Here is a 22068-nt window from a genome sequence, read left to right as displayed (position 1 = left end):
GCGCAGCCGCGCCACCGTACCCGCGCGGCGACGGCCGAACCGGTCGACCTGCGCGGCCCCTGACCCGGCCCGGCGGCACCCGGCGGCAGCCCGTCCCACCGGGGCGGGCCGTCCCGCGTGTCCCATCGCGGCGAAGTGAACGCACGACGGCGGTCCGGCCAACTCCCCGCAGGGACAGGTCACTCGGGCCACGACGGCACGCATACTCCCTTCGGTCCCACCCGGCCCTACCAGGGAGGCAGAGCATGGCCCTCACCACCCGCCGCAGAGCCCTCACGACCCTCGGTGCCGCCCTCACGGGCGCGGTCGCCCTGCCCGCCGCACAGGCGTGGGCGGGCGACGCCTCGCGCGGCCCGCGCCCGTTGTGGCACGCCCACGCCCACAACGACTACGAGCATCCGCGCCCCCTCTTCGACGCCCTCGACCACCGCTTCGGCAGCGTCGAGGCCGACATCTTCCTCGTCGGCGACCAACTCCTCATCGGCCACGACGTGACCGATCTCGACCCGTCCCGCACCCTCGAATCCCTCTACCTCGACCCGCTCGCCGCCCGCGTCCGGGCCAACCACGGCGCGGTGTACCGGGGCGCGCGGGGGCCGCTGCAACTCCTCATCGACATCAAGACCGAGGGCTCCTCGACCTATCTCGAACTCGACCGTCATCTGCGGCGCTACAAGCACCTGTTCACCACCTACGCGCACGGGCGCGTGCACCCCGGGCCGGTCACCGCGGTGATCTCCGGCGACCGTGCCGCCCGTACGCCGATGGCGGCCCAGAGCGAGCGCCACGCGTTCTACGACGGCCGGCTGGCCGATCTCGGCAGCTCGGCACCGGCCTCCTTCATCCCGCTGATCAGCGACAACTGGACGCTCAACTTCAGCTGGTCGGGCGTGGGCCCGTTCCCGGACGCCGAGCGGCAGAAGCTGCGCGGCATCGTGGGGGCGGCACACGCGCGCGGACAGCAGATCCGCTTCTGGGCCACCCCGGACGCGGCGGGCCCGGCCCGGGACGCGCTGTGGGCCGAACTGCTCGCCGCCGGCGTCGACTACCTCAACACCGACGACCTCGCGGGGCTCGAAGCGTTCCTGGACGCCCACGCCGGGGCGTAGCGGCACCTGGAGCACCACTCGATCGGGGGACATGTCAGCCGCCCGGACGAACCCTCCGCTACGCCACACTTGCGGCCGAATGCCGCGAACTGGCGTGGCGGAGGAGGTTCGCGATGGCCGTTTCCATCTCTGTGGTGCTGCTGCTCCTGATCCTGGCCGTGGTCTTCCTGCGCAATGGCGCGTTGAAGATCTCCCACGCCCTGGTCTGTGTGCTGCTCGGTTTCTACCTGGCCAGCACGAGCATGGCCCCGACCATCCAGAGCGGGCTCACCGCGACCGCGGACCTGGTGAGCGGCCTGCGGCCGTGACCTTCTGACGCGTGACCCGCCGGCGCTTGAGCCGCGCAGCAGGCCGGGGTGCTCGTCGGGCACAGACACCGTGCGCGCGCCGGGCACCCGGCGACCGGTGCCGTCGAACCGCCGCCCTCCGGGCTGAACGCGCCGACCGCGCCCAACCTCCTCATCCCGTCCGCCACTTCGGCGATGGTCGGGCCGCCGCGGTGCCGCTGTGGTGCCGCTGCGGTGAGCAGCGGCAGGCGCCGTACGCCGTCCGCGATGCCGACGGCGGTACGCACCGCGGCGGTGGCACCGTCGAGGCCCGGCAGCGGCCGCTCCGCGCCGTAGGCCGCGATCGTGGCGAGGTCGCGGCGGCAGACGGCGCGAGCGTGGCGGGCCCGGACCACGCGGGCGTGGGCGCGCAGCGGCGCGACCATCGCCCGGGGCCGGGAGCCGGACGCTGTGCAGCGCCGCTGTCGGTCGCAGAGCGGGGAACCACCGCGCTGGACGCCGAGGCGCTGCGGGGGATGGTGTTCCGGGGGCCGTGTCGTGCCCGCCCTGCCTCGGTGGTACCGCCCGTGCAATGCCGCGCTGGATGCCGTCCGGCCGGAGGTCGACCGCTGTGACGCCGGACTGTGTGCCCTGTACGGGCGGGACGGACCCGGCCGTACGGCCGAGGCGCTGCGGGGGTTGGCGTGCTGGGAGCCGTGACGTCCACGCCCCCGCCCGCCGGCGGGCCCGCGTCGGCGGATGCGGGTCTGCCACCGGCAGAGAGACCATGGACGTAGCGTCACGTCGGCCATCGCCCGGGGCCGGGAGTCGGACGCTGTGCAGCGCCATCCGCTGCCGGACGGAGGGAGAGACCGGGATGACTGCCGAATCCTTCCGGGCCGACGGCATTCTGCGGAGCGCCGGATCGCGCCAGCGGTACGGGCTCCTCGACGTCCTCGGCGTCGCCGCGGTGGTACTGGACTCCGACGGCCGCATCGTGTTCTGGAGCGGCCCCGCCGAGGAGCTGTTCGGCTACGGCGCCGAGGAGGCGCTCGGCGAGTACGCGACCCGGCTGTTCGTGCACGAGGCGGACCCGGACCTGGTGAAGGCCCTGTTCACCGAGGTGATGGAGACGGGTGTCAGCTGGGCCGGAGCCTTCCCGATCCGGCACAAGGACGGCAGCACCCGGCTGGTCGAGTTCCGCAACATGCGGTTGCTGGACCGCCTGGGAAACGTCTACGCCCTGGGCATCGCCGCCGACCACGACGCCCTCCAGCGGGTCGAGACCGACCTGGCCCTGTCCGAGCGCCTGGTGTCCCAGTCCCCGATCGGGCTGTCCATCAGCGACACGGACCTGCGGTACCTGACCGTGAACCCGGCGCTGGAGCGGATCAACGGCGTCCCCGCCGAGTCCTGCATCGGCCGTCCACTGCGCGACGTCCTGCCGGAGCTGGACGTCGACGCCATCGAAGCCGCCCTGCACCGGGTGCTGGACACCGGCCACCCGTTCATCGAGCGGTACACGGTCGGCCGCACGCCCGCCGACCCCGACCACGACCACGCCTGGTCCGTCTCCTACTTCCGGCTGGAGGACTCCGGCGGGCGGGTGCTCGGGGTCGCCGGGGCCATCGTGGACATCACCGAACGCCACCGCGCCGCCCTGGAGGCCGAGCGGGCGCACAAGCGCCTCGCCCTGATCGCCGAAGCTTCCACACGGGTCGGCACCACCCTGGACGTCAACCAGACCGCCCGTGAACTCGCCGAGGTCACCGTGCCCGAACTCGCGGACATCGCGGCGGTCGACGTCCTCGACTCGGTCCTGTCCTGCCATCCCACCGCGCACACCGGCGGCCCCGCGCTGTTCCGCGCCCTCGCCCTGGTCGCCGGCTACCCGACCGGCGCCACCCTGGCCGCCGACCCGCCCGGGGAACTGGCCGCCTACGCCGCCGACCGGCTGGTCAGCGAGTGCGTCCGCACCGCCCGGCCGGTCCTGGTGCCGCATGTGACCGACCGCGACCTGACGCGCATCGGCCGCGACCCCGACACCGTCACGCTGCTCGCCCGGGCCGGTGTGCACTCCTACCTCGCGGTGCCGCTGATCGCCCGCGGCGAGGTGCTCGGGGCCCTGGACCTCAAACGGGCCCGCAACCCGCTGCCGTTCGGCGAGGACGATGTCGTACTGGCCGGGGAACTGGCCGCCCGCGCCGCGGTCAGCATCGACAACGCCCGCTGGTTCCAGTGCGTGCGCAACACCGCAGTCACCCTCCAGCGCAGCCTGCTGCCCGAGGACCCGCCGCGGCTGGTGGGCCTGGAGGTCGCCGCCCGCTACCGCCCCGCCTACGCCGCCAGCGAGGTGGGCGGCGACTGGTTCGACGCCATCGCCCTCGGCGACGGCAGGACCGTGCTGGTCGTCGGTGACGTGATGGGCAGCGGCATCGACGCGGCGGCCACCATGGGTCGGCTGCGCACCGCCGCCCGCACGCTGGCCGACCTCGACTTCGACCCGGCGCAGGTGCTCCAGCACCTGGACCAGACCGCCAGCGGTCTTGAGCACTACATCGCGACCTGCCTCTACGCCGTCTACGACCCCGACCGTGGGGAGTGCCATCTCGCCAACGCCGGACACCTGCCGCCCGTCCTGGTACGCGCCGGCGGCCCTCCGCAGCTGCTGGACCTGCCCACCGGTGCGCCGCTGGGCGTCGGCGGGGTCACGTTCCTCAGCAGCACCGTCGACCTCGACCCCGGTGATCTGCTCGTCCTCTACACCGACGGCCTGGTCGAAACCCGCCATGACGCCATCGACGACCGCCTCGACGCCCTGCTCGGAGTCCTGGACGGCCCCGACCGCTCCCTGGAGGACACCTGCGACCGGCTGCTCGACGCGCTGCGCGCCCCGGACTGCCGGGACGACGCCACCCTGCTCATCGCCCGGACGCGCGCTGCCGAATAGTGCCCCAACAGGATCATATTGTCGTACTGAGGATGGGATAGATGGCATCTGGGCGAAACGGTTCCGAAGCGCCTCCGACCGCAGGGCCGCGCGATCTCTTCGACGCGTCCAACGACGCGGTGGCGGTGATCTCCGCGCGGGGCACCGTCGTCGGGTGGACCAGCGGCGCACAGGCGCTGCTCGGCTATGCCGCCCCGGAGGTCGTCGGCCGCTCCGGCGCCCGTCTGCTGGCCCTGGCCGGGGATCCGCTGCGGCTTGCCGGGATCGTGGAGCGGTGCCGCGAGGGCATGGGCTGGAACGGCCTGATCGCGCTGCGCCACCGGGACGGTCACCGCATGGAGGCCGACCTGCGGGTGTCGGCGTCGTTTCGGATCGGCGAGGACGAGTGCTTCCTGGTCTCGTCCCGGGAACAGCTGCCGCAGTGGACGATGGGCCAGTCCGTCCTCGACGGCTTCCTGACCCGCTCCCCGGTCGGCATGGCCGTGATGGACCCCGAGCTGCGCTACCTCTGGCTCAACGACACCCTGGAGCGGTTCGGCGGTGTGCCCCGTGAGCAGCGGCTCGGCAAGCGGCTGAGCGAGCTGCTGCCCGGTCTGCAGGCGGAGACGCTGGAAGGTCTGATGCGCAAGGTGATGGCGACCGGGATCCCGGTCACCGACTATGAGTACGAGGGCTGGAGCTGGGCCGATCCGCACCGCCGGCACGCCTACTCCTCGTCGTTCTTCCCGCTGGTCGACGGCGGCGGCTCGGTCGCCGGCGTCTGCTACCTGGTCCTGGACATCACCGAGCGCTGGCACGCGCGCCGGCTCCTGTCGATGGTCAACGAGGCCGGGAGCAGCGTCGGCAGGACCCTCGACGTGATGCGCACCGCGCAGGAACTGGCCGACTTCGCCGTCCCCCGCTTCGCCGACTTCGTCGCCGTCGACCTGCTGGAGCCCGTGCTGAGCACCCAGGGGCACGGGGCGTGGCTGTCCGATGCCGGACCGGCCACCGCGCGGCCCGTGATGCGCCGGGCCGGCATGAGTTCGGTGCGGGACGGCTGCCCGGAGGCGGTCGCGCAGATCGCGGAGCGGGCGGACGTCCTCCCCCCGCCCCACGACGTGAACCTGCTCGTCGACGGCGACCCGATCTTCATCCCCGTCCTCGACCCCGCCGACCCGCTGTGGGCGTGCGGGGCGCCCGCCCGCGCGGCCCGGATGCGCGAGTACGGACTGCACTCCATGATCGCCGTGCCGATGCGGGCCCGGAACACCGTCCTGGGCCTCACGACGTTCATGCGCTCGCTCAACCCGGTCTCCTTCCACCCGGACGATGTCCTGCTGGCCCGGGAGCTGGTCGCGCGGGCCGCGCTCTGTGTCGACAACGCCCGCCGCTACAGCCGGGAGCACACGGCGGCGGTCACGCTGCAGCGCAGTCTGCTGCCGCACGTCCTGACCGGCGGCACGGCCATGGAGGTGGCCTCCTCCTATCTGCCGGCCAACGCGACCGGCGGGGTCGGCGGTGACTGGTTCGACGTGATCCCGCTCTCCGGCGCGCGGGTGGGCCTCGTCGTCGGCGACGTCGTCGGGCACGGCATCGCCGCCGCCGCGACCATGGGCCGGCTGCGCACCGCCGTGCAGACCCTCGCCGACATGGAGATGCCGCCCGACGAGCTGCTGGCCCACCTGGACGACCTGGTGCTGCGACTGAGCGAGGAGGAACCCGACGACGAGGCGTCCCAGCAGACCGTGACGACGTTCCTCGGGGCGACCTGCCTGTACGCCGTCTACGATCCGGTGACCCGGCGGTGCGCGATGGCCCGCGCGGGCCATCCGCCCCCGGTGGTGGTCACCCCCGACGGTCAGGTCTCCTTTCCGGAGCTGCCCGCGGGCCCGCCGCTCGGACTGGGCGGGGTGGCCTTCGAGGCGACGGAGATCGAACTCGCCGAGGACAGTCTGCTCGGCCTGTACACCGACGGCCTGGTCGACGGACCGGCCCGCGACATGGGCGTGGGCATGGCCCGGCTCGGCCGGCTGCTGTCCCGGCCCGGGCTCGACATCGACACCCTGTGCCGCGGCGCCGTGCAGCAGCTGGTCCCCAACCCGCAACTCGACGACATCGCGCTGCTGCTGGCGCGCACGCACGGGCTGGGCGACGACCGGGTCGCCTCCTGGGAGGTGCCCCTCGACCCGGCGGCCGTCGCTGACCTGCGCACCCGTGCCACCCGGCAGGTGACCCGGTGGGGCTGCCCGGAACTGGCCATGACGACCGAACTCATCGTCAGTGAGCTGGTCACCAACGCGATCCGCTACGGCTCACCGCCCGTGCGCCTGCGGCTGATCCGCGACTCCCGGCTGACCTGCGAGGTCGCCGACGGCAGCAGCACCGCCCCGCGGCTGCGGCACGCCCGCAGCATGGACGAGGGCGGCCGGGGCCTGTTCCTGGTGGCCCAGCTCGCCCATCGATGGGGCGCCCGGTACGCGGCCGACGGCAAGATCATCTGGGCCGAGCAGGAGATCCCGCAGCCTCTCTGAGACCACCGAAGGCATGGCGAACTCGTGAAGAATTGACGGGAGTTGTGAAAGGTGACAAGAATTTGACTACTTCGCTGTGACGGAAGTGAGCGAAGGGGCGCGAGTGGCCAGGCGGCGTCCTCGCGCCCGCCACCTCCCCCGCATCGCTGCCGCAGAGGCTCATCCTGTTGCGTCCGCATCGCCCGACAACGCCTCCCTGCCACGGACGGAGGCGGGGTAGGAGTGCACCGGTCGGTCCGATCGTCGGGCGCCGCGACCCCGGAGCTGATCATTCGGGTGCGGCGAATCGGTTCGATCGCCGGGCGCCGCGGCCTCGGAGCTGATCATTCGTTGCGATCTGGAGAGGGTCGCCGCTCGGGGCGTACCGGAACGCCTTGTGGTGGCGTCCGCGGCTTGCTGGTGTGTGGTGTGGGGCCCCGTTCGGGTTGTGCGCCCGTGGGGGTGTCGGGGCCGAGCGGCGTCTCGCGGCGGACGGGGCCGTGCTGGTGGTGGACGGGGGGATGGTCGTCCTGGACGGTGGCACCGCGTGCCCGGAGTGGCCAGGGCACCGCGCGGCCGGCGGATCACCGTGCCGCCCCTGTCGCTGCCCGCGATCGACGCGTTCGCCGAACGGTCCCGGCCGGACCACCCTCCTCGTACCGGCCGGGCACCCCGCGTCCCGGCGAGGGGGCCTTTACCGGACGGCCGACCCTGGCCTCGCTCGCGCCTCCCCGTTTCGACACCGCCACCCCCGGCTGCTGCGGCCTGACCGCCGGGCAGGGGCTGACCGCGTACGACCTCGACGTCGCCGTCGAGCAGGCCGCGATCCAGGCGGTGCGGTGCAGCACAGTCGTGGCCGATGGGGCCGAGCCGTCCCGCACCGCCCATGCCTTCGTGGCGCCGGACGCCGCCCTCGGCAGCCTGGTCACCGACGTCACGGCCCCGCGGGCCGAGAGCGCGGCACTCGGCGCCGCCGGAGTGCCCCCGCGCACCGGGAGACCCGCCGAACTGCCGCCACGCACAACGAAGTTGATGTGAAAGGCTGGCGTCGGCCGACCACGGGCAAGGAGGCCGTGGCGGTCGCCGAGAGGAGAACGCAGCGTGAGACAGGACGGCTTCCGCGCCGAGGAGATCGACACCAGCAGGCCGCACCCCGCCCGGATCTACGACTATCTGCTGGGCGGTAAGGACAACTACCTGGTGGATCGCGACGCGGGCGACGCACTCGCCGCCGCGGCGCCCGAGGTGCGCATCGGCGTACAGGCCAACCGCGCCTTCCTGAGCCGGGCCGTCCGGTACGTCGTCGGCAGCGGAGTCCGCCAGATCCTGGACATCGGCACCGGGCTGCCCACCTCGCCCAACGTGCATGAGACGGCCCGGGAACTGGCCCCGGACGTCCGGGTCGCGTATGTCGACAACGATCCGATCGTGCACACGCACGCGGGCGCACTGCTCGGCGACTCCGGCGGGACCGGCGTCGTACTCGGGGACCTGCGCGACCCGCGGGCCATCGTGGACCACCCCGACGTCCGCCGGGTCATCGACTTCGACCAGCCCGTCGCCGTACTTCTGGTGGCCGTACTGCACTTCCTCACCGACGAGGAGAAGCCGGGGGAGGTCGTCGCCATCCTGCGGGACGCGCTCCCGGCCGGCAGTTGCCTGGTGCTCTCGCACGCCACAGGCGACTTCGCCGACCGCAGCGCCGCCCAGGCCGTCTACAGCAGGGCCAGCGCCACCCTGAACCTGCGCCCCCACGCCGCGGTCGAGCGGTTCTTCGACGGCTTCGAACTCGTCGAACCAGGCCTCGCCCAGGTCCCGTTCTGGCGTCCGGACGCCCCGCCGCCGACCGGCTCCGACGCGATCGGCTTCTACGGCGGCGTGGCCCGCAAGGCCGCCTGAACGGCCACCGAGTGCCGTCTTCTCGGCCACAATTGGCTGAAAATCGATGGCCTCTCGGACATGGAAGGTGGTCGAGGTGACGACCTATGGCCAGAGGAATGTGGAGCAACTGCTGTGAAATCTTGTACTTTTGGGGCAAATAGCCGATTGTCCACCAAGCGAACGCCCTAACACATGTTTCAGCTCGGGTGGCCAAATCCCGACGAAGTTCACTCCTGGGCGGAGTGTGTAGTTTGTCCGGCTTCTGTGGTCTGCGGGATGGCTAGCATGAGCCGGGTGCCGTCCGGACGGCCTCACTCCATCTGTGGAGCCGTCCCGACCTGCGGTCGATACATGTCGATCGACCTTGCCCAGCTCTCAAGGACCAGAGGGACCGCGGAATGTCAGTGCCTGCTCCCACCAGCCAGCCCCGGACCGCCAAGGCGTCCCGCACCGCACGAGCCGTACCTCCGGCCGTGCTGCTGGTGACCGCCGCGGCGGCCGGCGGCGTCGCGGCGGCGGCGCCCCAGGCCGCCCAGGGCTGGACACTGGCGGTGGCCGGGGCCTCCTGGGTCTGTGTGTCCTGCGCCGTCCTGGTCGCATCCCGGCTCTCGCGGCGCGCCCGCCGCACCGCCGACCAGCAGGCGGCACAGATCGGCGCCCTCAACGCCCAACTGGCCCAGCAGCACGCGGCCACCCTGCATGTGGCGAACGTCGCTCTGCCGACCGTGGCCAAGCAACTGCTGGACGGGGCGGGCGCCGACGAGGCCCTGGCCAACGCCGCCTCCGTCGCCGAACCCGAACTGCGGCGCATCACGCACACCTTCGCCGCCCTCCTGGAGGACGCCGTACGGCAGGCCGCCGCGATCCGGTCCGAGCACCACGAGGTCGATCGCGAGAGGGCGCTGGCCCTGGCGGAGCTGGAACAGCTGACGCGGCAGACGCTGCCCGCGGCGATCACCCGGCTGCGCGAGGGCGCCTCGGCGGACGTCGTGCTGGCCGAACTGGAGTGGCCGAGCCTGCCGTTGCTGCGCACGCCCGCGGAGGTGTTCGTACGGGAGATGGCCCTCAGCGAGCGGCGCGCCGCCGCCGCGCAGGCCGCCTCCGCCAAGGCCCTGAGCCGAGTCCAGGCCAAGGCCGTCAGCATGCTCGCCGACCTCCGCGAGATGCAGGAACGGCACGGGGAGGAGGTCTTCGGCGACCTGCTGCGCCTCGACCACAGCACCTCCCAGCTCGGCCTCATGACCGACCGCCTCGCCCTGCTCATGGGCGGGCGCTCCAGCCGCGCCTGGAACAAGCCCATCGTGATGGAGAGCATCCTGCGGGGCGCGGTCGGCCGGATCGCCGCCTACCAGCGGGTCCGCCTGCACTGCCCCACCACGGCCGCGATCTCCGGCTACGCGGCCGAGGGCGTCATGCACCTGCTCGCCGAACTGATGGACAACGCCGCCAACTTCTCGCCGCCCATCGACGAGGTCCACGTCTATGTGGAGGAACGTACCGCCGGAATCGTCGTGACCATCGAGGACAGCGGTCTGAAGATGGCCGATGCCGCGATGCGGCACGCCGAGAAGGCGGTGGCGGGGCAGACGGCCGACCTCGCCTCGCTCCAGGGCACCCGCCTCGGCCTCGCCGTGGTCGGCCGACTGGCCGCCAAGTACCGCGTCAGCGTCAATTTCCGGCCATCGTCGCGCGGTGGCACAGGCGTCGTCGTCCTGCTGCCGCCCCAACTGCTCGCCCAGCAGCGCGACCCCGCCCCCACCACGCCCGAACGCCGCGTGGAAGCGGTGATCCCCACCCCCGGACCCGCTCCCGCCGTGGAGAACGACCTGCTCGGTACGGACCGCCCGGACACCCCGCCCGCGACCGAACCGGAGCCGTTCTTGCCGCGCCCCGCCGATTCCACGCCCAACGGCCTGCCGGTGCGCGCCCCCGGCCGCACCATGGCCGAGGCCGAACTCGAACGCCGACAGCGCAAGGCGGCCGACGACGCCGCCGCGCGCGACGAGTCCCGCCCGGGCGCCCGCGACACCTCGCGGGACGCGGGCGCACGGTTCGGCGCCTTCCACCGTGGACGCCGGGCCGGCGCGGGCGGCGGCACCCCGTCCGGCGAGCCGGACTCGGAGCAGTCCGCCCCGGAGTAGAACCACGGCGTCTTCCGCACGGCGCCCAGAGCTTTGGCATCCCTGCCCCCTGTTCGCAAGATTGGAGGAACGGGCCGGTGACCGGACAACCGGGCACCACCGTCCCATCACCTGCCATGCAGACCACCGACAACAGCCTGACCTGGCTTCTGCAGAACCTCCTGGAACGCACCCCCGGGACGCGTCACTCCCTGGTGCTGTCCCGGGACGGCCTGAAGCTCTGCTGGACCGAGAACCTGACGCTGGATCAGGCCGACCAACTCTCCGCGATCTGTTCGGGCATCCAGGCCCTCGCCCAGGGCGCCTCCGTGGAGTTCGGCGACGGCACCGGCGGCGTCCGCCACTCCATGACCGAGTTCCACGGCGGGCTGCTGTTCATCGTGGAAGCGGGCGAGGGCGCGCACCTGGCCGTGGTGGCGGACGAGGACGCCGACCCGGGCGTGGTCGGCAACCAGATGACCGAACTCGTCGAGCAGATCGGCGAGCACCTGCGGGCCGAACCCCGCACACCCGTGGCAGGGAGTACCACCTCGTGATCCGCAGGCCGGTGGACACCGGTGATCCGGATCGGCTCTACACGGTCACGGGCGGGCGCAGCCGCACCGACGATTCCTTCGACCTGGTCACCCTGGTGGTCAGCGAGTGCGAGCCCACCGCCGGCATGCAGTCGGAACACGTCAGGATTCTCGAACTGTGCCGGCATCCCACGGCCGTGGTCGAGATCGCCGCGGAACTGAAACTGCCGATCACCGTGGTACGCATCCTGCTCGGCGACCTGCTGGCCACCAGCCGGATCACCGCACGCCACCCGCGCGCGGCGCAATCCTTCGCTTCGCTTCCCGAAACCGCCCTTCTCAAGGAGGTGCTCAATGGGCTCCGCAATCTCTGAGCTGCCTTCCAGCCGCGCGCCCTTGGCCGATGCCGCTGAGATCGGACTAAAGATCGTCGTCGTGGGCGGATTCGGGGTCGGAAAGACCACCTTGGTCCGCTCGGTGAGCGAGATCCGGCCGCTGAACACCGAGGAGGTCATGACGCAGGCCGGTGTCGGCGTCGACGAGATCAGCGGGGTGCGGGCGAAGACCACCACCACCGTGGCCTTCGACTTCGGCCGGATCAGCCTCAACGACCGCATGGTCCTGTACTTGTTCGGCGCCCCCGGACAGGAGCGCTTCTGGTTCCTGTGGGACCGGCTCTTCTCCGGCACGCTCGGCGCGGTCGTCCTGGTCGACACCCGGCGGATGGACGACTCCTGGTACGCGATCGACCGTCTCGAACAGCACAAGACGCCCTTCCTGGTGGCGGTCAACCGCTTCGACGACGACCAGGCCCGATACTCGCTGGACGAGATACGCCAGGCGCTCGCGCTGCCCGAACATGTGCCGCTGATCGAATGCGACGCGCGGGTACGGGCCTCGGGCAAGGACGTGCTGATCACCCTCGTGGATCACCTCTACCAGATGGCCGCGGTCAAGGAGAGCGCATCGTGACCGACAACGGATCCGACCCCACACCGCCCCCGGGCTGCCCCGCCCACGAGGGCGCGGTGCCGCTGGCAGGTCTCGAATACCAGCAGTCTCCGGAACAGATGTACCGGAGCCTGCGCCGCGAGCACGGCGCCGTCGCACCGGTGCTGCTGGACGGCGACATACCCGCCTGGCTCGTGCTCGGCTACACCGAGGTCAGCTATGTGACCAGCCATGACGAGCTGTTCGCCCGGGACTCGCGGCGCTGGAACCAGTGGCCGGCCATTCCCGAGGACTGGCCGCTGCTGCCCTTCGTCGGCTACCAGCCTTCGGTGCTGTTCACGGAGGGCGAGGAGCACCGGCGCCGGGCGGGCGTGATCACCCATGCGCTGGAGGGCATCGACCAGTTCGAACTCGCCCGTGACTGCCAGGTCATCGCCGACCGGCTCATCGCCTCGTTCGCCGGCAGCGGTCAGGCCGAGCTGATGAGCGCCTACGCACACGCCCTGCCGATGCGGGCCGCGGTGCAGATGTGCGGGATGCCGCACGAGGGCACCGACACCCAGCAACTCGTCGACGACCTGCGGATCTCGCTCGACGCCGCGGAGGGCGACGACCCGGTCGCGGCCTATGTCCGGGTGGGCGAACGCATCCAGCGGCTGGTCAAGGAGAAGCGGGACAAGCCGGGCCCGGACGTCACCTCCCGGATGCTCCTCGACCCGGCGGGACTGACCGACGAGGAGATCGTCCAGGACCTGATCTCCGTGATCGCCGCGGCCCAGCAGCCGACCGGCAACTGGATCGGCAACACGCTGCGGCTGCTGCTCACCGACGAGCGGTTCGCCCTGAACGTCTCGGGCGGCAGGCTCAGCGTCGGCGAGGCACTGAACGAGGTTCTCTGGCTGGACACGCCGACCCAGAACTTCATCGGCCGCTGGGCCGTACGGGACACCCAGCTCGGCGGACGGCAGATCCGGGCGGGTGACTGTGTCGTGCTGGGGCTGGCCGCGGCCAACACCGATCCGCAGATCTGGCCCGAATCCCATGTCGGCGCCGAGAACTCCGCCCATCTGTCGTTCAGCAACGGCGAGCACCGCTGCCCCTACCCGGCCCCGCTGCTCGCCGATGTCATCGCCCGTACGGCGGTCGAGACACTGCTGGAGCGGCTGCCGGACCTGGTGCTGGCGGTGGAACCGGAGGAGCTGACCTGGCGTCCATCCATCTGGATGCGCGGCCTGACGACCCTGCCGGCCCTCTTCACCCCGGTGGTGCAGTAGCGCACCGGCCCAAGGTAGTAGCGCACCCGCCCAAGGCAGTGGCGCACCCGCCCGAGACGGTGGCGCACCGGCCCGGGAGGGGGCGGCACGGCGGACCGGGTCACGACGGGCAGGTCGTGACCCGATCCGGCCGCGCGTCGGCCCGCCGACCCGGGCGGCGCGCAGCGTGAACCGGCGTCGGCTCGGGCGGCATACGGCCCGAACCGGAGGCGGCCCAGCGGCGTGCGGCTTGGTTCGGGCGGACTCAGGCGGCGGACGGTGTGAACCGCACCGGCAGCGACTGCGGCCCGCGGGTGAACACGCCCTGCTCCACCGGGTCGAACCCGTCGGCCAGCCGGGCATCGGGCATCGCGTCCAGCAACTGGTCCACGCCGACCTCGACCTCGGCCTTGGCCAGCAGCGCACCCACGCAGAAGTGCCGGCCGAGAGCGAAGGCCAGATGGTCGGCCGCGGCGGAGAAGGCGGTCGTCGTGGTCAGGTCCTCGCGGAAGATGTCGAACCGGTCGGGGTCGGCGTAGCGGCTCTCGTCGCGGTTGGCGGCGCCGATCAGACAGGTGACGGTCGCGCCCGCCGGTATGGTGCCACCGCTGAGCGTGACCTCGGCCGCCGACTGCCGCATGATCATGTGGACGGGCGGCGTGTACCGCAGCGTCTCGGCGAAGGCACGGGGGATCAGGCCGCGGTCCGCGCGGACGGCCGCCAACTGCTCGGGGTGCGCGAGCAGATTGGCGAAGATGCTGGCGATCGCCTTGTCGGTGGTCTCGCCGCCCGCGGCGAGCAGCAGGCTGCAGAAGGCCTTGATGTCGTCGTCGCTCATCCGCACGCCGTCGACCTCGGCGGCGCACAGCGTGGACAGCAGGTCGTCTCCGAGGTTCTCGCGGCGCTCCCGGATGATCGGGATCATGTACTCGGCGAACTCCACCCGGGTGCGCTCACCGGCCGCCGCGACCTCCGGGTCACCGGACAGGTTGCCCAGGAAGGCGATGACCGACGTGTACCAGCCGTGGAACCGCTCGTGGTCGCTCTTGTCCAGGCCCAGCATCTCCGCGATGACGTTGATCGGGAAACGGGACGCGTAGTCGTGGACCAGGTCAGCGGTGCCCGTGTGCCGGAAGGTGTCTATCAGTGCACGGGAGTTGCGCTCGATGACGGGCAGGAACTTCTCCTGTAGATCGCTGCCGCGGAAGGCCGGCGCGACCAGGGCCCGCCGTACGGAGTGCTCGCGACCGCTCAACTGCAGGATCGTCTTGCCGTGTACGGGCTCGAGCTGCCAGTCGTAGTTCTCGGTGGTGAACTCGCCGTTCTTGTCCTTGAAGACGCGCTCTACGTCCTCGTAACGCGAGATGATGTAGCTCTCGGTGACGTCGTGCCAGATGAGGGGCGCGCTCTCCCGCATCGCTTGGTAGGCCGGATAGGGGTTCTCTGCGAACTCGGGCGAGAGTATGTCGGGTACCTGTTGGGCGGTGGACATGGGTCTCCTAGAGTGAGTCGCGGCCTGCGGGCACAAGCTTATTGATCAACTAAGAATTCCCAACAGCCGGGTCTCCGCCTACTGGTGGCCTTACGACCACCTTTGACCGAAAACCGGCCACGGTCGCGCTGCCGGGCGGGCTCAGGAACCGTCGCTGCAGTCCGCGAAGTTTGGTCCGACGCCAACCAAGGGGGCCGGTTCGGCCCGCAGCGACCGAATGCGGGCGTCAACTCCCCTGGCGTTCCCGTGCTGTTTCGGCGACTCGTTCCGCATCGCGTATCAGTCCTTCCATCAGTAGCTTCCTGCTGTTGTGGCAGACCAGACGGGCCCGGAGCAGGGTGTTCAGTTCCCGCCGGGGCAGCGCGCCGGTCCCAGGCGGTGCCACGCCCAGGGCGCGCAGCAGCGCCTCCAACAGCTGTTCGGGACCGGCGGGCGTCTCGTCGTAACCATGGCAGTCCACGAACAGCGCACCGCCCGGGAACCAGCCGCGTCCCCGGGCCGCATGGGCGGGCCGCACCGCCGACGCGGTCTTGCCCACGCCGCCAGGACCGGCCACCGCGGTCACCGCGGCCGGGGTGCCGGCGGCGCCGGCCACCGCCAGCAGGGAAGCGAGTTCGTCCCCGCGGCCCGTGAACTCGGCCACCGCCGGCGGGAGCGCGTCCCCTACGTGCGGCATGGGCCCGTAATGGTGGTGATGTTCCACCTTCTTCCCGATCGCCTCGCCCCGGAAGGTTCCGTTTCTGAAGTCGATCCTGTCGCCGCCGTGGGTGTCCCCGCTCACAGGACTCATCATCACCCCGACCGGGCGCCTTCGCCACAGGTGTGCCGGACGCGTCAACGGCCCGCGGGGCCCCGGTGGTTCAGGCGAAGGTCAGCTCCGCCGTGGCATGGCTCGGTACCGCGTGGGGGTCAGGGCAGGAGCCGGACGACCTGTGGGTCGTGGTCGCTGGCCCGGTCCGCGAACTCGGCGTTGACGTGGACGATGTCATAGTCGTACGAGGACAGCGAGGGGCTGGTCAGGATGTGGTCCAGCACCTGGGAGTTGCCCTGGTACACATACGTGTACCGCTCGCCGGACGGCAGCGTCGCGGGCAGATCGGTGAGTCCGGTGCCCGCGGTCAGGGTGGACAGGGTGCCGGAGAACTCGTAGTCGTTCAGGTCGCCGAGGACCATGACCCGGGCGCTCGGCTGCACCGCCAGGAGCTGCTTCACGAAGGTGTTCACCTGGGCCGCCTGCCGGCCGCGCTGTGTCTCGGAGCCGCGGGTGGGCGGCTGGACGCGGGCGTCCAGGGGCTGGTCGCCGCCCTTGGAGACGAAGTGGTTGGCGATCACGAAGACGGTCCTGCCCTGGAAGGTGAACTCGCCGGCCAGGGGCTTGCGGCTGCCGCTCCACGCGGAGTCGGCGGGGTTGATCCGGCCGGGCGAGTACGACAGGGCCGCGGTGCCGCCGTTGTTCACCACGGACACCGCGTTGCCGGAGGTGCCGCCGGGTCGGTCGGTGAAGCCGACGTGTGCCGGGTTGTAGAGGAAGCCGACCCGGATATTGCCGCCGGGCTCGCCGCCGTCCTGATTGTTGGCCGGGTTGATCTGACGGTAGGAGTACGTCGGGCCGCCGGCCGCGGTGATGGCGTTGATCAGCTTGGTGTAGGTCTGGTCGGCGGCGACCACGCCGTTGTTGGTGGCGCCGTTGTTGTCCTGGACCTCCTCCAGCGCCACGATGTCCGGGGCGGACAGATTGGTGACGATGCCGGCCGCGAGCCGGTCGAACTTGGCCTGCGGGTCGGTCGGGTCCAGGTTCTCCACGTTGTAGGTGGCGACGGCCAGTTCGCCTGCGCTCTGCGCCCGGGTGGTCTCATGGGCGAGGTTGTTGTCGCTGAGCGTGCCCAGCGTGGTGGCCTGGACGGTGTAGCCGCCGAAGCCGTCGTAGTCGAGTGGGCCCGCGGTGCTGCCGCCGAGGACGTCGCCCACGTCCGCGGTCGGGAAGGAGCCGGTCAGCGACATGACCTTGACGCGTCCGGTGTTCTGCGAGGTGTACGAGCCGTAGACGGTGCCGCCGCGGGGACTCGGGTGCTCGGTCGGCTTCGTGGTGACGAACAGCTCGTCGTAGTCGTTGCTCGCGCCGACGACGCGCGCGTTGTCGATCTGGACGCGCATGCCCTCCAGCGACTCGTACAGATCGAGCGCGTAGCGGGCGGGGTCCAGGGGGAGGCTTTCGAGGCTGCCGCCGGGGGCGTAGGCGGCGGGGACCGAGGCGGCGTCGAGTACGACGGGGGCCGGCAGCGGGTTGCCGGTGGAGGCGGTCGACTGGATCTGCGGCTGGGTCAGTTCGGTCAGGGACTGACCACCGGCCGAGGAGCCGCCCGGGTAGTACTCGGAGACCCTGCCCCGCACCGTGACCTTGTTGCCGACCTTGGTGGCGGGGGTGGTGGATCCCGTGTAGGCGAAGACGGCCTCGCTGGTGGCCGGGTTGCCGTCGCCGACGGGGTCCTGGATCCAGTAGCCGCGCGAGGATCCGGTGGAGCGGATCGCGGTGACGATCCCGCTGACCGTCACATCCTGGCCGCTGTACGGCGACTTGCGCATGCCGCCCTGAACGGCGGCGATGGTGACGGTGGCGGCCGACGCCGGTGTGGGCAGGGCGAGCAGTGTGGCAGTCAGTGCGCTGGTGAGCGCGGTGGCCGTGAGCAGGATGACGCGCGAGGGACGGTGAGTTCTGAGGCGGGACTTCATGACGGTGCCTTTCGCGATCGGAGCGGACGGGTCGCGAGCACCGCGTCAGGAGCGCCTGGGGGAACGCGCTGCGGCGGCAGGGAAGTTGTAGGCCCGCCAGGTGTCTCGGCGGCAACCGTCAGGTGTTCTCCCCATGTTGCTTCCACGCGCGTCGGCTCAGGGTGTGTCCGGCGGGTGTACGTCCGCTGAAGCGGACACCCGGGACACTCACGTCACCCCGCTCGGCACGGACGACGCCGGAAAGCCCGCTCCGCCGGGTCGGGCCGGAGTCCGGAATTCACCGGGGCCTGGTGTCCCGTACCCCCCGCCGCCAGGCTCCTGTTCACTCACCGTTCGGCTCCGTGTCGGCCGTTGGTCCGCGACCGACCCCGCCGCGTTCTGGATCAGCGGATTACCATGCGTATGCGATGGTGAGCGGCGCATGGGGGAGGCGTGATTGTCCGGCAGCTCGCGTGAAGGTGTGTCAGGCATGACGGCCCCTGGCATACGGGCCGTGGAAGACGGCCGGGGAGGGCTGGGGAGGCTGCCGCGCGGTGTGCGGCTGTACCGGCTGCGCTCCGACGGCTCCGTCGTCCTCGGCGACCGTGACGGCGCCCGGCAACTGGGGCCGGAGCGGGACCTGCTCCGGTTCATCGACGACGGGCAGTTCGCCCACTATCTCGTCGGGGACGCCACCACGTCCCCCGAGCGCCCCTCCAACGCCACCGTCAAACTCGGCATCGTAGGCCCGCGCAGCGCCTTCACCCCGCATGCGCACGGCGGGGAGCACTTCGTCCTCAGTCTGGGATACGCGGCCTGCGGCCTGTACGACGACGAGCGCGGCCGGGTCACCGAAGTCCCGCTCGCCCCCGGTGAGTTGATCAGGATCCCGGAGATGATGCCGCACTCCTTCGCCAACCGGGACACCACCCCGCTGACCATCCTGGCCGCCAACACCGGCTATGGCATCGACCACGAGGACTACGCGATCACCGCCCCCGAGGCGGAGCGCAGGGCAGCCGGGCCGTCGTACGGCACCCCCACGACCGCCGGGCCGCACACAGGCACCGGCACCCTCGCCCGTACCGACTATCTGGAACTCGCCGCCGCCCTGCGCGACATCGAGCGGGTCCAGCGGATACAGGGGCCGGGCGTCACCACCGTGCGGGAGCGGCTGGCCGCCCGGCTGCGTCGGCTCGCACAGCAACTGGAGGGCCGTCGATGATCTGCCCGCACTGCGAGAAGTCCCTGCTGCAAAAAGAACGCCCCGGCAACCGCTGTAGCAAGTGCGGACGTACCTACGCCCTGGACCCCAAGACCAACCCGCTGCGCCTGAGCGACCTCCGGGTCCGTCGGATCGTCGCCGGCCTCACCCAGGACGGTCAACTTCCCTGCACGACTGGGCAGTTGTGGTACGCGCTGTCCCGAAAGTCGCTGCGGGACACCCAGGTCGACACGGGCTGTGCCATCGTGTCGGCCGTCTTCGGCTCGATCGCCCTGTTCATCGCGCTCGGCTCGGAGATCGTGGCCTTCGGCGTCGTCGGCGGCTTGCTGCTGCTCACGGCGCTCGGCTTCGTGGCCGCGCGGGTCATGGGCGTCGGCCGGGGCCGTCCCCGGCTCACCCGGGTGGCCTTCCGCACCGGCCCGCTGGAGGAATGGAAGCGCGTCTACGGCTCGCTGCCGCCCGGGGTGATCGACGACAGCCGCTACCCGTCCCCGGGCGTCCACCCGACGCACGGCGGCGCGGCCCCGGCAGCGGCCCCGGCGACCCCGGCCGACGGGCTCGTGCTGGTCTGCCCCGACCGCTCCGTCGCCGTCTTTCTCGACGCGGCGGGTCTGACCACCCGGTACGGGCTCACTCTCGTCCCCGACGCGGCCGCCCTGCTCGCCGCACCCGGCGCCGGGCCCGTACTGGTGCTGCACGACGCCGACGCCCGCGGCCTGCTGCTCGCCCACCGCGTCCGCACCGCGCAGCCGGGGCGCCGGGTCATCGACATCGGTCTCCCGCTCGGCGCCGTGCACGGTCTCGCGCGGGCGGTGCCCGTGCGCGGCGAACCACCGGGGTCGAGCGTCATGGGGCCGCTCCGCACCAGCGGGGAGTTCAGCCGTGACCAACTGACGTGGCTGGCCAGGGGGTGGGGGTTCCCGCTCGTCGGAGTACCGCCCGCCAAGCTGCTGGCCGTCGTCACCCGGGCCGTCGAGCGGACCGGCGCGGCGGCCGACTCGCGGCGGCGGGCCGCCTCCGTCGGATTTCTCACCTGGCCCGAGGAACGCGGATGATCTGCCCGTCCTGCCGGGCCGCCCTGCCGCGCAAGGAACGCACGGGCAGCGTCTGCGCCAGCTGCGGGCGCGCCTTCGCCCTCGATCCCAAGGTGCACGGCCGCGGCATGCACGACACACGGATCCGGCGCATCGCCGAGAAGGCCACCGACCGGGGGCGACGGCGGGTCACCGTCACCCAGCTCTGCTACCTGGCCCGGACCGCCAACCGCACCTGGACGGCGGCTCCCGCGAGCGGACGCCCGGCGTGGATCGGCCGCTGGGTCGGGGTGGTCCTCATCGCCGGGCTGGTGGCGCTCGCGTTCCTCATCGGGGAAGGGCGCTTCGCCGGCCTCCTCTGGTGGGCGAGCGCGGCCGTCGCCGCCGTCGTGTACAAGGTGGCGAAGGGCAAGCCGCACCGTCCCGCGCGCCGCGCCGGTGCCTATCTGGCGCCCTCGCCACCGGACTTCCGGTCGATGATCTGCGGGCGCTGGGTCGCGGCGTACGGAAGCCTGCCGCCCGGGATCATCGACGACGAGAAGGTCCAGGTGGCGGGCGAGGGCACGGTGCGGCCCGCCGAAGCGGAACCGGGGCCGGCGACGGTCGGGCTGCTCTGCCCGGACCGGGCGGTCCGCGTCTTCCTGGCGGCGAACGGAATGCACCGGCGGCTGAACCTGACCCTCGCCGCCGAGTTGGAAGAACTCTCCGCCACCGAACCCGTCGTCGTGCTGCACGACGCGAGCGTGCGCGGCCTGCAGTTGGTCGCCGACGCCCGCGCGAGCCGGCCGCGACGGGTGGTCGTGGACGCCGGGCTGCCGGTACGGGCGGTCATCGGCAACAGCACGGCCGTGACGCTCCACGAGGAACCGCCCGCGAGTGTGCTGCGGGAACAGCCGCCCTGGCTGGCACGGATCGCCCGGGTCGCCCCCGCGGAGGCCGAATGGCTGATCCGGGGCTGGCGCAGTCCCGTCGCCGCGACCCCTCCCGCCCTGCTGGCCTCGGCCGTCGAGCGGGCCGTCCGAGAGGCCCGCGGCGATCTTGACCGGGAGCGGCAACTGGCTGCCACGGTCGGCTTCATGAGCTGGCCGCAGCCTCCGGAACCAGCGGCGACGAACGACGGGACCTGACATGCCGACCTCCACGCGATCCATGAGCCCGGTCGGCCGGCTGTTGCTGGAGCGGGCGATCACCGTCGCGGCCCGCCGCGCCGCCGCCCCCGGCGGCCTTCGCTTCACCGAGCGGCAGCTGTACTACGAGACCTGCCGCGTGCTGCGCCCGACACCCGCGCCGGTGCGGCGCATCCCGTACAGCCCGGCCCCGCCGCTGAGGCTGTCCCGGTTCACCGAGGTGCTGCGCGGCACAGAACCGGCCGGACTGCTGCCCGCTCCGGCCGCCGCCCCGACGATCGGCGGGCCCGCGAGCGAGCCCGACCTGTACGCGTACGGGCTGCCCCGGCTGTTGATCTGCCAGGACCGTGCCATCGCCCGGATGCTGCTGGCCAACCAGGTGCACCTGGAGGCGGGCTGCCCCGTGCTGAGCGCCGAGGACGATCTGCCGCTCGACCCCCGGCTGACGGCGGCCCTGGAGCAGGCCGGGGAGGCCACCGTGCACGTCCTGCACGACGCGAGCCCCGCCGGGATCGCTCTGCCCGCCAGGGTGCGCGAAGCGCTGGGTCCGGTGCCCGTCCGGGTCGCCTCGCTCGGGCTGGTGCCCCGGCACGCCCAGGCGCTGCGCCTGGTGTCCGGACGCAGACCCGGCCCGGTGCCGCCGCTCGGACCCGTGCCGCGCGGGCTCCGACCCTCGGAGGTCGACTGGCTCGCCGACGGCCGGTTCGCCGAAGTCGCCGCCGTGCCGCCCGCCCGGCTGCTGCGCGCCGTGCTGCGGCTCACCCGCGGGCCCCGGCCGGCCCGCCACACCGTCTGGAGCGATCTGCGCGATCTGCGCACCGCCGGCTTTCTGACTTGGCCCGATGTGTGACCGGGCCCGACGCATGACCCGGCCGACGCATGCCCCGGCCCGACGTATGACCTGCCCCCGCCCCCGCCCCGAG

Annotated in this window: 19 protein-coding genes; 15 read left to right on the top strand and 4 right to left on the bottom strand. The window is 72.1% G+C overall.

Annotation, left to right across the window (positions count from 1 at the left end; all coding sequences use genetic code 11):
• Positions 1-245: 245 nt before the first annotated feature.
• Both ACWEKM_RS26330 and ACWEKM_RS26325 read left to right on the top strand, forming a co-directional pair.
• Positions 246-1109 carry a phosphatidylinositol-specific phospholipase C/glycerophosphodiester phosphodiesterase family protein gene (locus ACWEKM_RS26330; protein WP_451623701.1) on the top strand — a complete coding sequence of 288 codons (864 nt, stop codon included), beginning with the start codon at positions 246-248 and terminating at the stop codon, positions 1107-1109.
• A gap of 113 nt (positions 1110-1222) precedes the next feature.
• Complete coding sequence (locus ACWEKM_RS26325) at positions 1223-1417, top strand: hypothetical protein (RefSeq protein ID WP_404038644.1); 195 nt, start codon at positions 1223-1225, stop codon at positions 1415-1417.
• On the opposite strand, the gene ACWEKM_RS26320 is transcribed toward ACWEKM_RS26325, so the two are convergent.
• The gene (locus ACWEKM_RS26320) at positions 1333-1821 is read right to left on the bottom strand and encodes a phosphodiester glycosidase family protein (RefSeq protein ID WP_451623700.1); all 489 of its coding nucleotides are present in this window, start codon (positions 1819-1821) and stop codon (positions 1333-1335) included. The genes ACWEKM_RS26325 and ACWEKM_RS26320 overlap by 85 nt on opposite strands.
• A 431-nt stretch (positions 1822-2252) precedes the next feature.
• On the opposite strand from ACWEKM_RS26320, the gene ACWEKM_RS26315 reads away from it, so the two are divergent.
• The 9 genes from ACWEKM_RS26315 (at position 2253) to ACWEKM_RS26275 (ending at position 13579) form a co-directional block, all read left to right on the top strand.
• Positions 2253-4325: a SpoIIE family protein phosphatase gene (locus ACWEKM_RS26315; RefSeq protein ID WP_451623699.1), complete on the top strand. Its 2073-nt coding sequence runs from the start codon at positions 2253-2255 to the stop codon at positions 4323-4325.
• 41 nt (positions 4326-4366) lie between these two features.
• Positions 4367-6838 (top strand): SpoIIE family protein phosphatase, encoded by a 2472-nt coding sequence (locus ACWEKM_RS26310; RefSeq protein WP_451623698.1) that lies wholly within the window; start codon positions 4367-4369, stop codon positions 6836-6838.
• A gap of 516 nt (positions 6839-7354) precedes the next feature.
• Complete coding sequence (locus ACWEKM_RS26305) at positions 7355-7855, top strand: hypothetical protein (RefSeq protein WP_451623697.1); 501 nt, start codon at positions 7355-7357, stop codon at positions 7853-7855.
• A 63-nt stretch (positions 7856-7918) separates the two neighbouring features.
• Entirely contained in the window at positions 7919-8716 is a 798-nt protein-coding gene (locus ACWEKM_RS26300; protein ID WP_451623696.1) for an SAM-dependent methyltransferase, read from the top strand.
• A gap of 380 nt (positions 8717-9096) precedes the next feature.
• Positions 9097-10839, top strand: a complete 1743-nt coding sequence (locus ACWEKM_RS26295; RefSeq protein WP_451623695.1) for a sensor histidine kinase — start codon at positions 9097-9099, stop codon at positions 10837-10839.
• Positions 10840-10955: 116 nt separating this feature from the next.
• Complete coding sequence (locus ACWEKM_RS26290) at positions 10956-11375, top strand: roadblock/LC7 domain-containing protein (protein ID WP_451623694.1); 420 nt, start codon at positions 10956-10958, stop codon at positions 11373-11375.
• A complete protein-coding gene (locus ACWEKM_RS26285; RefSeq protein ID WP_451623693.1) occupies positions 11372-11728 on the top strand; it encodes a DUF742 domain-containing protein in 357 nt (118 codons plus the stop codon). Before ACWEKM_RS26290 ends, ACWEKM_RS26285 begins: the two co-directional genes overlap by 4 nt.
• A complete protein-coding gene (locus ACWEKM_RS26280; RefSeq protein ID WP_451623692.1) occupies positions 11709-12326 on the top strand; it encodes a GTP-binding protein in 618 nt (205 codons plus the stop codon). The genes ACWEKM_RS26285 and ACWEKM_RS26280 overlap by 20 nt, the downstream gene beginning before the upstream one ends.
• Positions 12323-13579 (top strand): cytochrome P450, encoded by a 1257-nt coding sequence (locus ACWEKM_RS26275; protein WP_451623691.1) that lies wholly within the window; start codon positions 12323-12325, stop codon positions 13577-13579. Before ACWEKM_RS26280 ends, ACWEKM_RS26275 begins: the two co-directional genes overlap by 4 nt.
• Positions 13580-13823: 244 nt before the next feature.
• Here ACWEKM_RS26275 and ACWEKM_RS26270 read toward each other — a convergent pair whose 3' ends face one another.
• The 3 genes from ACWEKM_RS26270 to ACWEKM_RS26260 form a co-directional block, all read right to left on the bottom strand.
• Complete coding sequence (locus ACWEKM_RS26270; protein WP_451623690.1) at positions 13824-15050, bottom strand: cytochrome P450; 1227 nt, start codon at positions 15048-15050, stop codon at positions 13824-13826.
• 226 nt (positions 15051-15276) lie between these two features.
• Positions 15277-15831, bottom strand: a complete 555-nt coding sequence (locus ACWEKM_RS26265) for a hypothetical protein (RefSeq protein ID WP_451623689.1) — start codon at positions 15829-15831, stop codon at positions 15277-15279.
• A gap of 128 nt (positions 15832-15959) precedes the next feature.
• Positions 15960-17780 (bottom strand): endonuclease/exonuclease/phosphatase family protein, encoded by a 1821-nt coding sequence (locus ACWEKM_RS26260; RefSeq protein ID WP_451623688.1) that lies wholly within the window; start codon positions 17778-17780, stop codon positions 15960-15962.
• Positions 17781-18249: 469 nt separating this feature from the next.
• Between ACWEKM_RS26260 and ACWEKM_RS26255 the strand changes: the two genes are divergently transcribed.
• Genes ACWEKM_RS26255 through ACWEKM_RS26240 form a run of 4 tightly spaced genes read left to right on the top strand, consistent with a single transcriptional unit; the run spans position 18250 to position 21995 of the window.
• Complete coding sequence (locus tag ACWEKM_RS26255) at positions 18250-18984, top strand: cupin domain-containing protein (protein ID WP_451623687.1); 735 nt, start codon at positions 18250-18252, stop codon at positions 18982-18984.
• Positions 18981-20039 carry a hypothetical protein gene (locus ACWEKM_RS26250; RefSeq protein ID WP_451623686.1) on the top strand — a complete coding sequence of 353 codons (1059 nt, stop codon included), beginning with the start codon at positions 18981-18983 and terminating at the stop codon, positions 20037-20039. The genes ACWEKM_RS26255 and ACWEKM_RS26250 overlap by 4 nt, the downstream gene beginning before the upstream one ends.
• Positions 20036-21145 carry a hypothetical protein gene (locus ACWEKM_RS26245; RefSeq protein WP_451623685.1) on the top strand — a complete coding sequence of 370 codons (1110 nt, stop codon included), beginning with the start codon at positions 20036-20038 and terminating at the stop codon, positions 21143-21145. Before ACWEKM_RS26250 ends, ACWEKM_RS26245 begins: the two co-directional genes overlap by 4 nt.
• 1 nt (position 21146) lies before the next feature.
• A complete protein-coding gene (locus ACWEKM_RS26240; RefSeq protein ID WP_451623684.1) occupies positions 21147-21995 on the top strand; it encodes a hypothetical protein in 849 nt (282 codons plus the stop codon).
• Positions 21996-22068: the final 73 nt, after the last annotated feature.

This window comes from Streptomyces sp. NPDC004752, from assembly GCF_053601275.1.
The sequence above is the reverse complement of the archived record's forward strand: the minus strand, read 5'-3'. Positions and strand labels throughout refer to the sequence as shown.

What these genes read in the sequence shown, in the direction of transcription:
- ACWEKM_RS26280 (WP_451623692.1), top strand. Translation starts at nt 11,709, where the DNA reads ATGGGCTCCGCAATCTCTGAGCTGCCTTCCAGCCGCGCGCCCTTGGCC.
- ACWEKM_RS26325 (WP_404038644.1), top strand. Translation starts at nt 1,223, where the DNA reads ATGGCCGTTTCCATCTCTGTGGTGCTGCTGCTCCTGATCCTGGCCGTG.
- ACWEKM_RS26310 (WP_451623698.1), top strand. Translation starts at nt 4,367, where the DNA reads ATGGCATCTGGGCGAAACGGTTCCGAAGCGCCTCCGACCGCAGGGCCG.
- ACWEKM_RS26240 (WP_451623684.1), top strand. Translation starts at nt 21,147, where the DNA reads ATGCCGACCTCCACGCGATCCATGAGCCCGGTCGGCCGGCTGTTGCTG.
- ACWEKM_RS26290 (WP_451623694.1), top strand. Translation starts at nt 10,956, where the DNA reads ATGCAGACCACCGACAACAGCCTGACCTGGCTTCTGCAGAACCTCCTG.
- ACWEKM_RS26315 (WP_451623699.1), top strand. Translation starts at nt 2,253, where the DNA reads ATGACTGCCGAATCCTTCCGGGCCGACGGCATTCTGCGGAGCGCCGGA.
- ACWEKM_RS26330 (WP_451623701.1), top strand. Translation starts at nt 246, where the DNA reads ATGGCCCTCACCACCCGCCGCAGAGCCCTCACGACCCTCGGTGCCGCC.
- ACWEKM_RS26270 (WP_451623690.1), bottom strand. Translation starts at nt 15,050, where the DNA reads ATGTCCACCGCCCAACAGGTACCCGACATACTCTCGCCCGAGTTCGCA.
- ACWEKM_RS26255 (WP_451623687.1), top strand. Translation starts at nt 18,250, where the DNA reads ATGACGGCCCCTGGCATACGGGCCGTGGAAGACGGCCGGGGAGGGCTG.
- ACWEKM_RS26245 (WP_451623685.1), top strand. Translation starts at nt 20,036, where the DNA reads ATGATCTGCCCGTCCTGCCGGGCCGCCCTGCCGCGCAAGGAACGCACG.
- ACWEKM_RS26260 (WP_451623688.1), bottom strand. Translation starts at nt 17,780, where the DNA reads ATGAAGTCCCGCCTCAGAACTCACCGTCCCTCGCGCGTCATCCTGCTC.
- ACWEKM_RS26250 (WP_451623686.1), top strand. Translation starts at nt 18,981, where the DNA reads ATGATCTGCCCGCACTGCGAGAAGTCCCTGCTGCAAAAAGAACGCCCC.
- ACWEKM_RS26295 (WP_451623695.1), top strand. Translation starts at nt 9,097, where the DNA reads ATGTCAGTGCCTGCTCCCACCAGCCAGCCCCGGACCGCCAAGGCGTCC.
- ACWEKM_RS26320 (WP_451623700.1), bottom strand. Translation starts at nt 1,821, where the DNA reads ATGGTCGCGCCGCTGCGCGCCCACGCCCGCGTGGTCCGGGCCCGCCAC.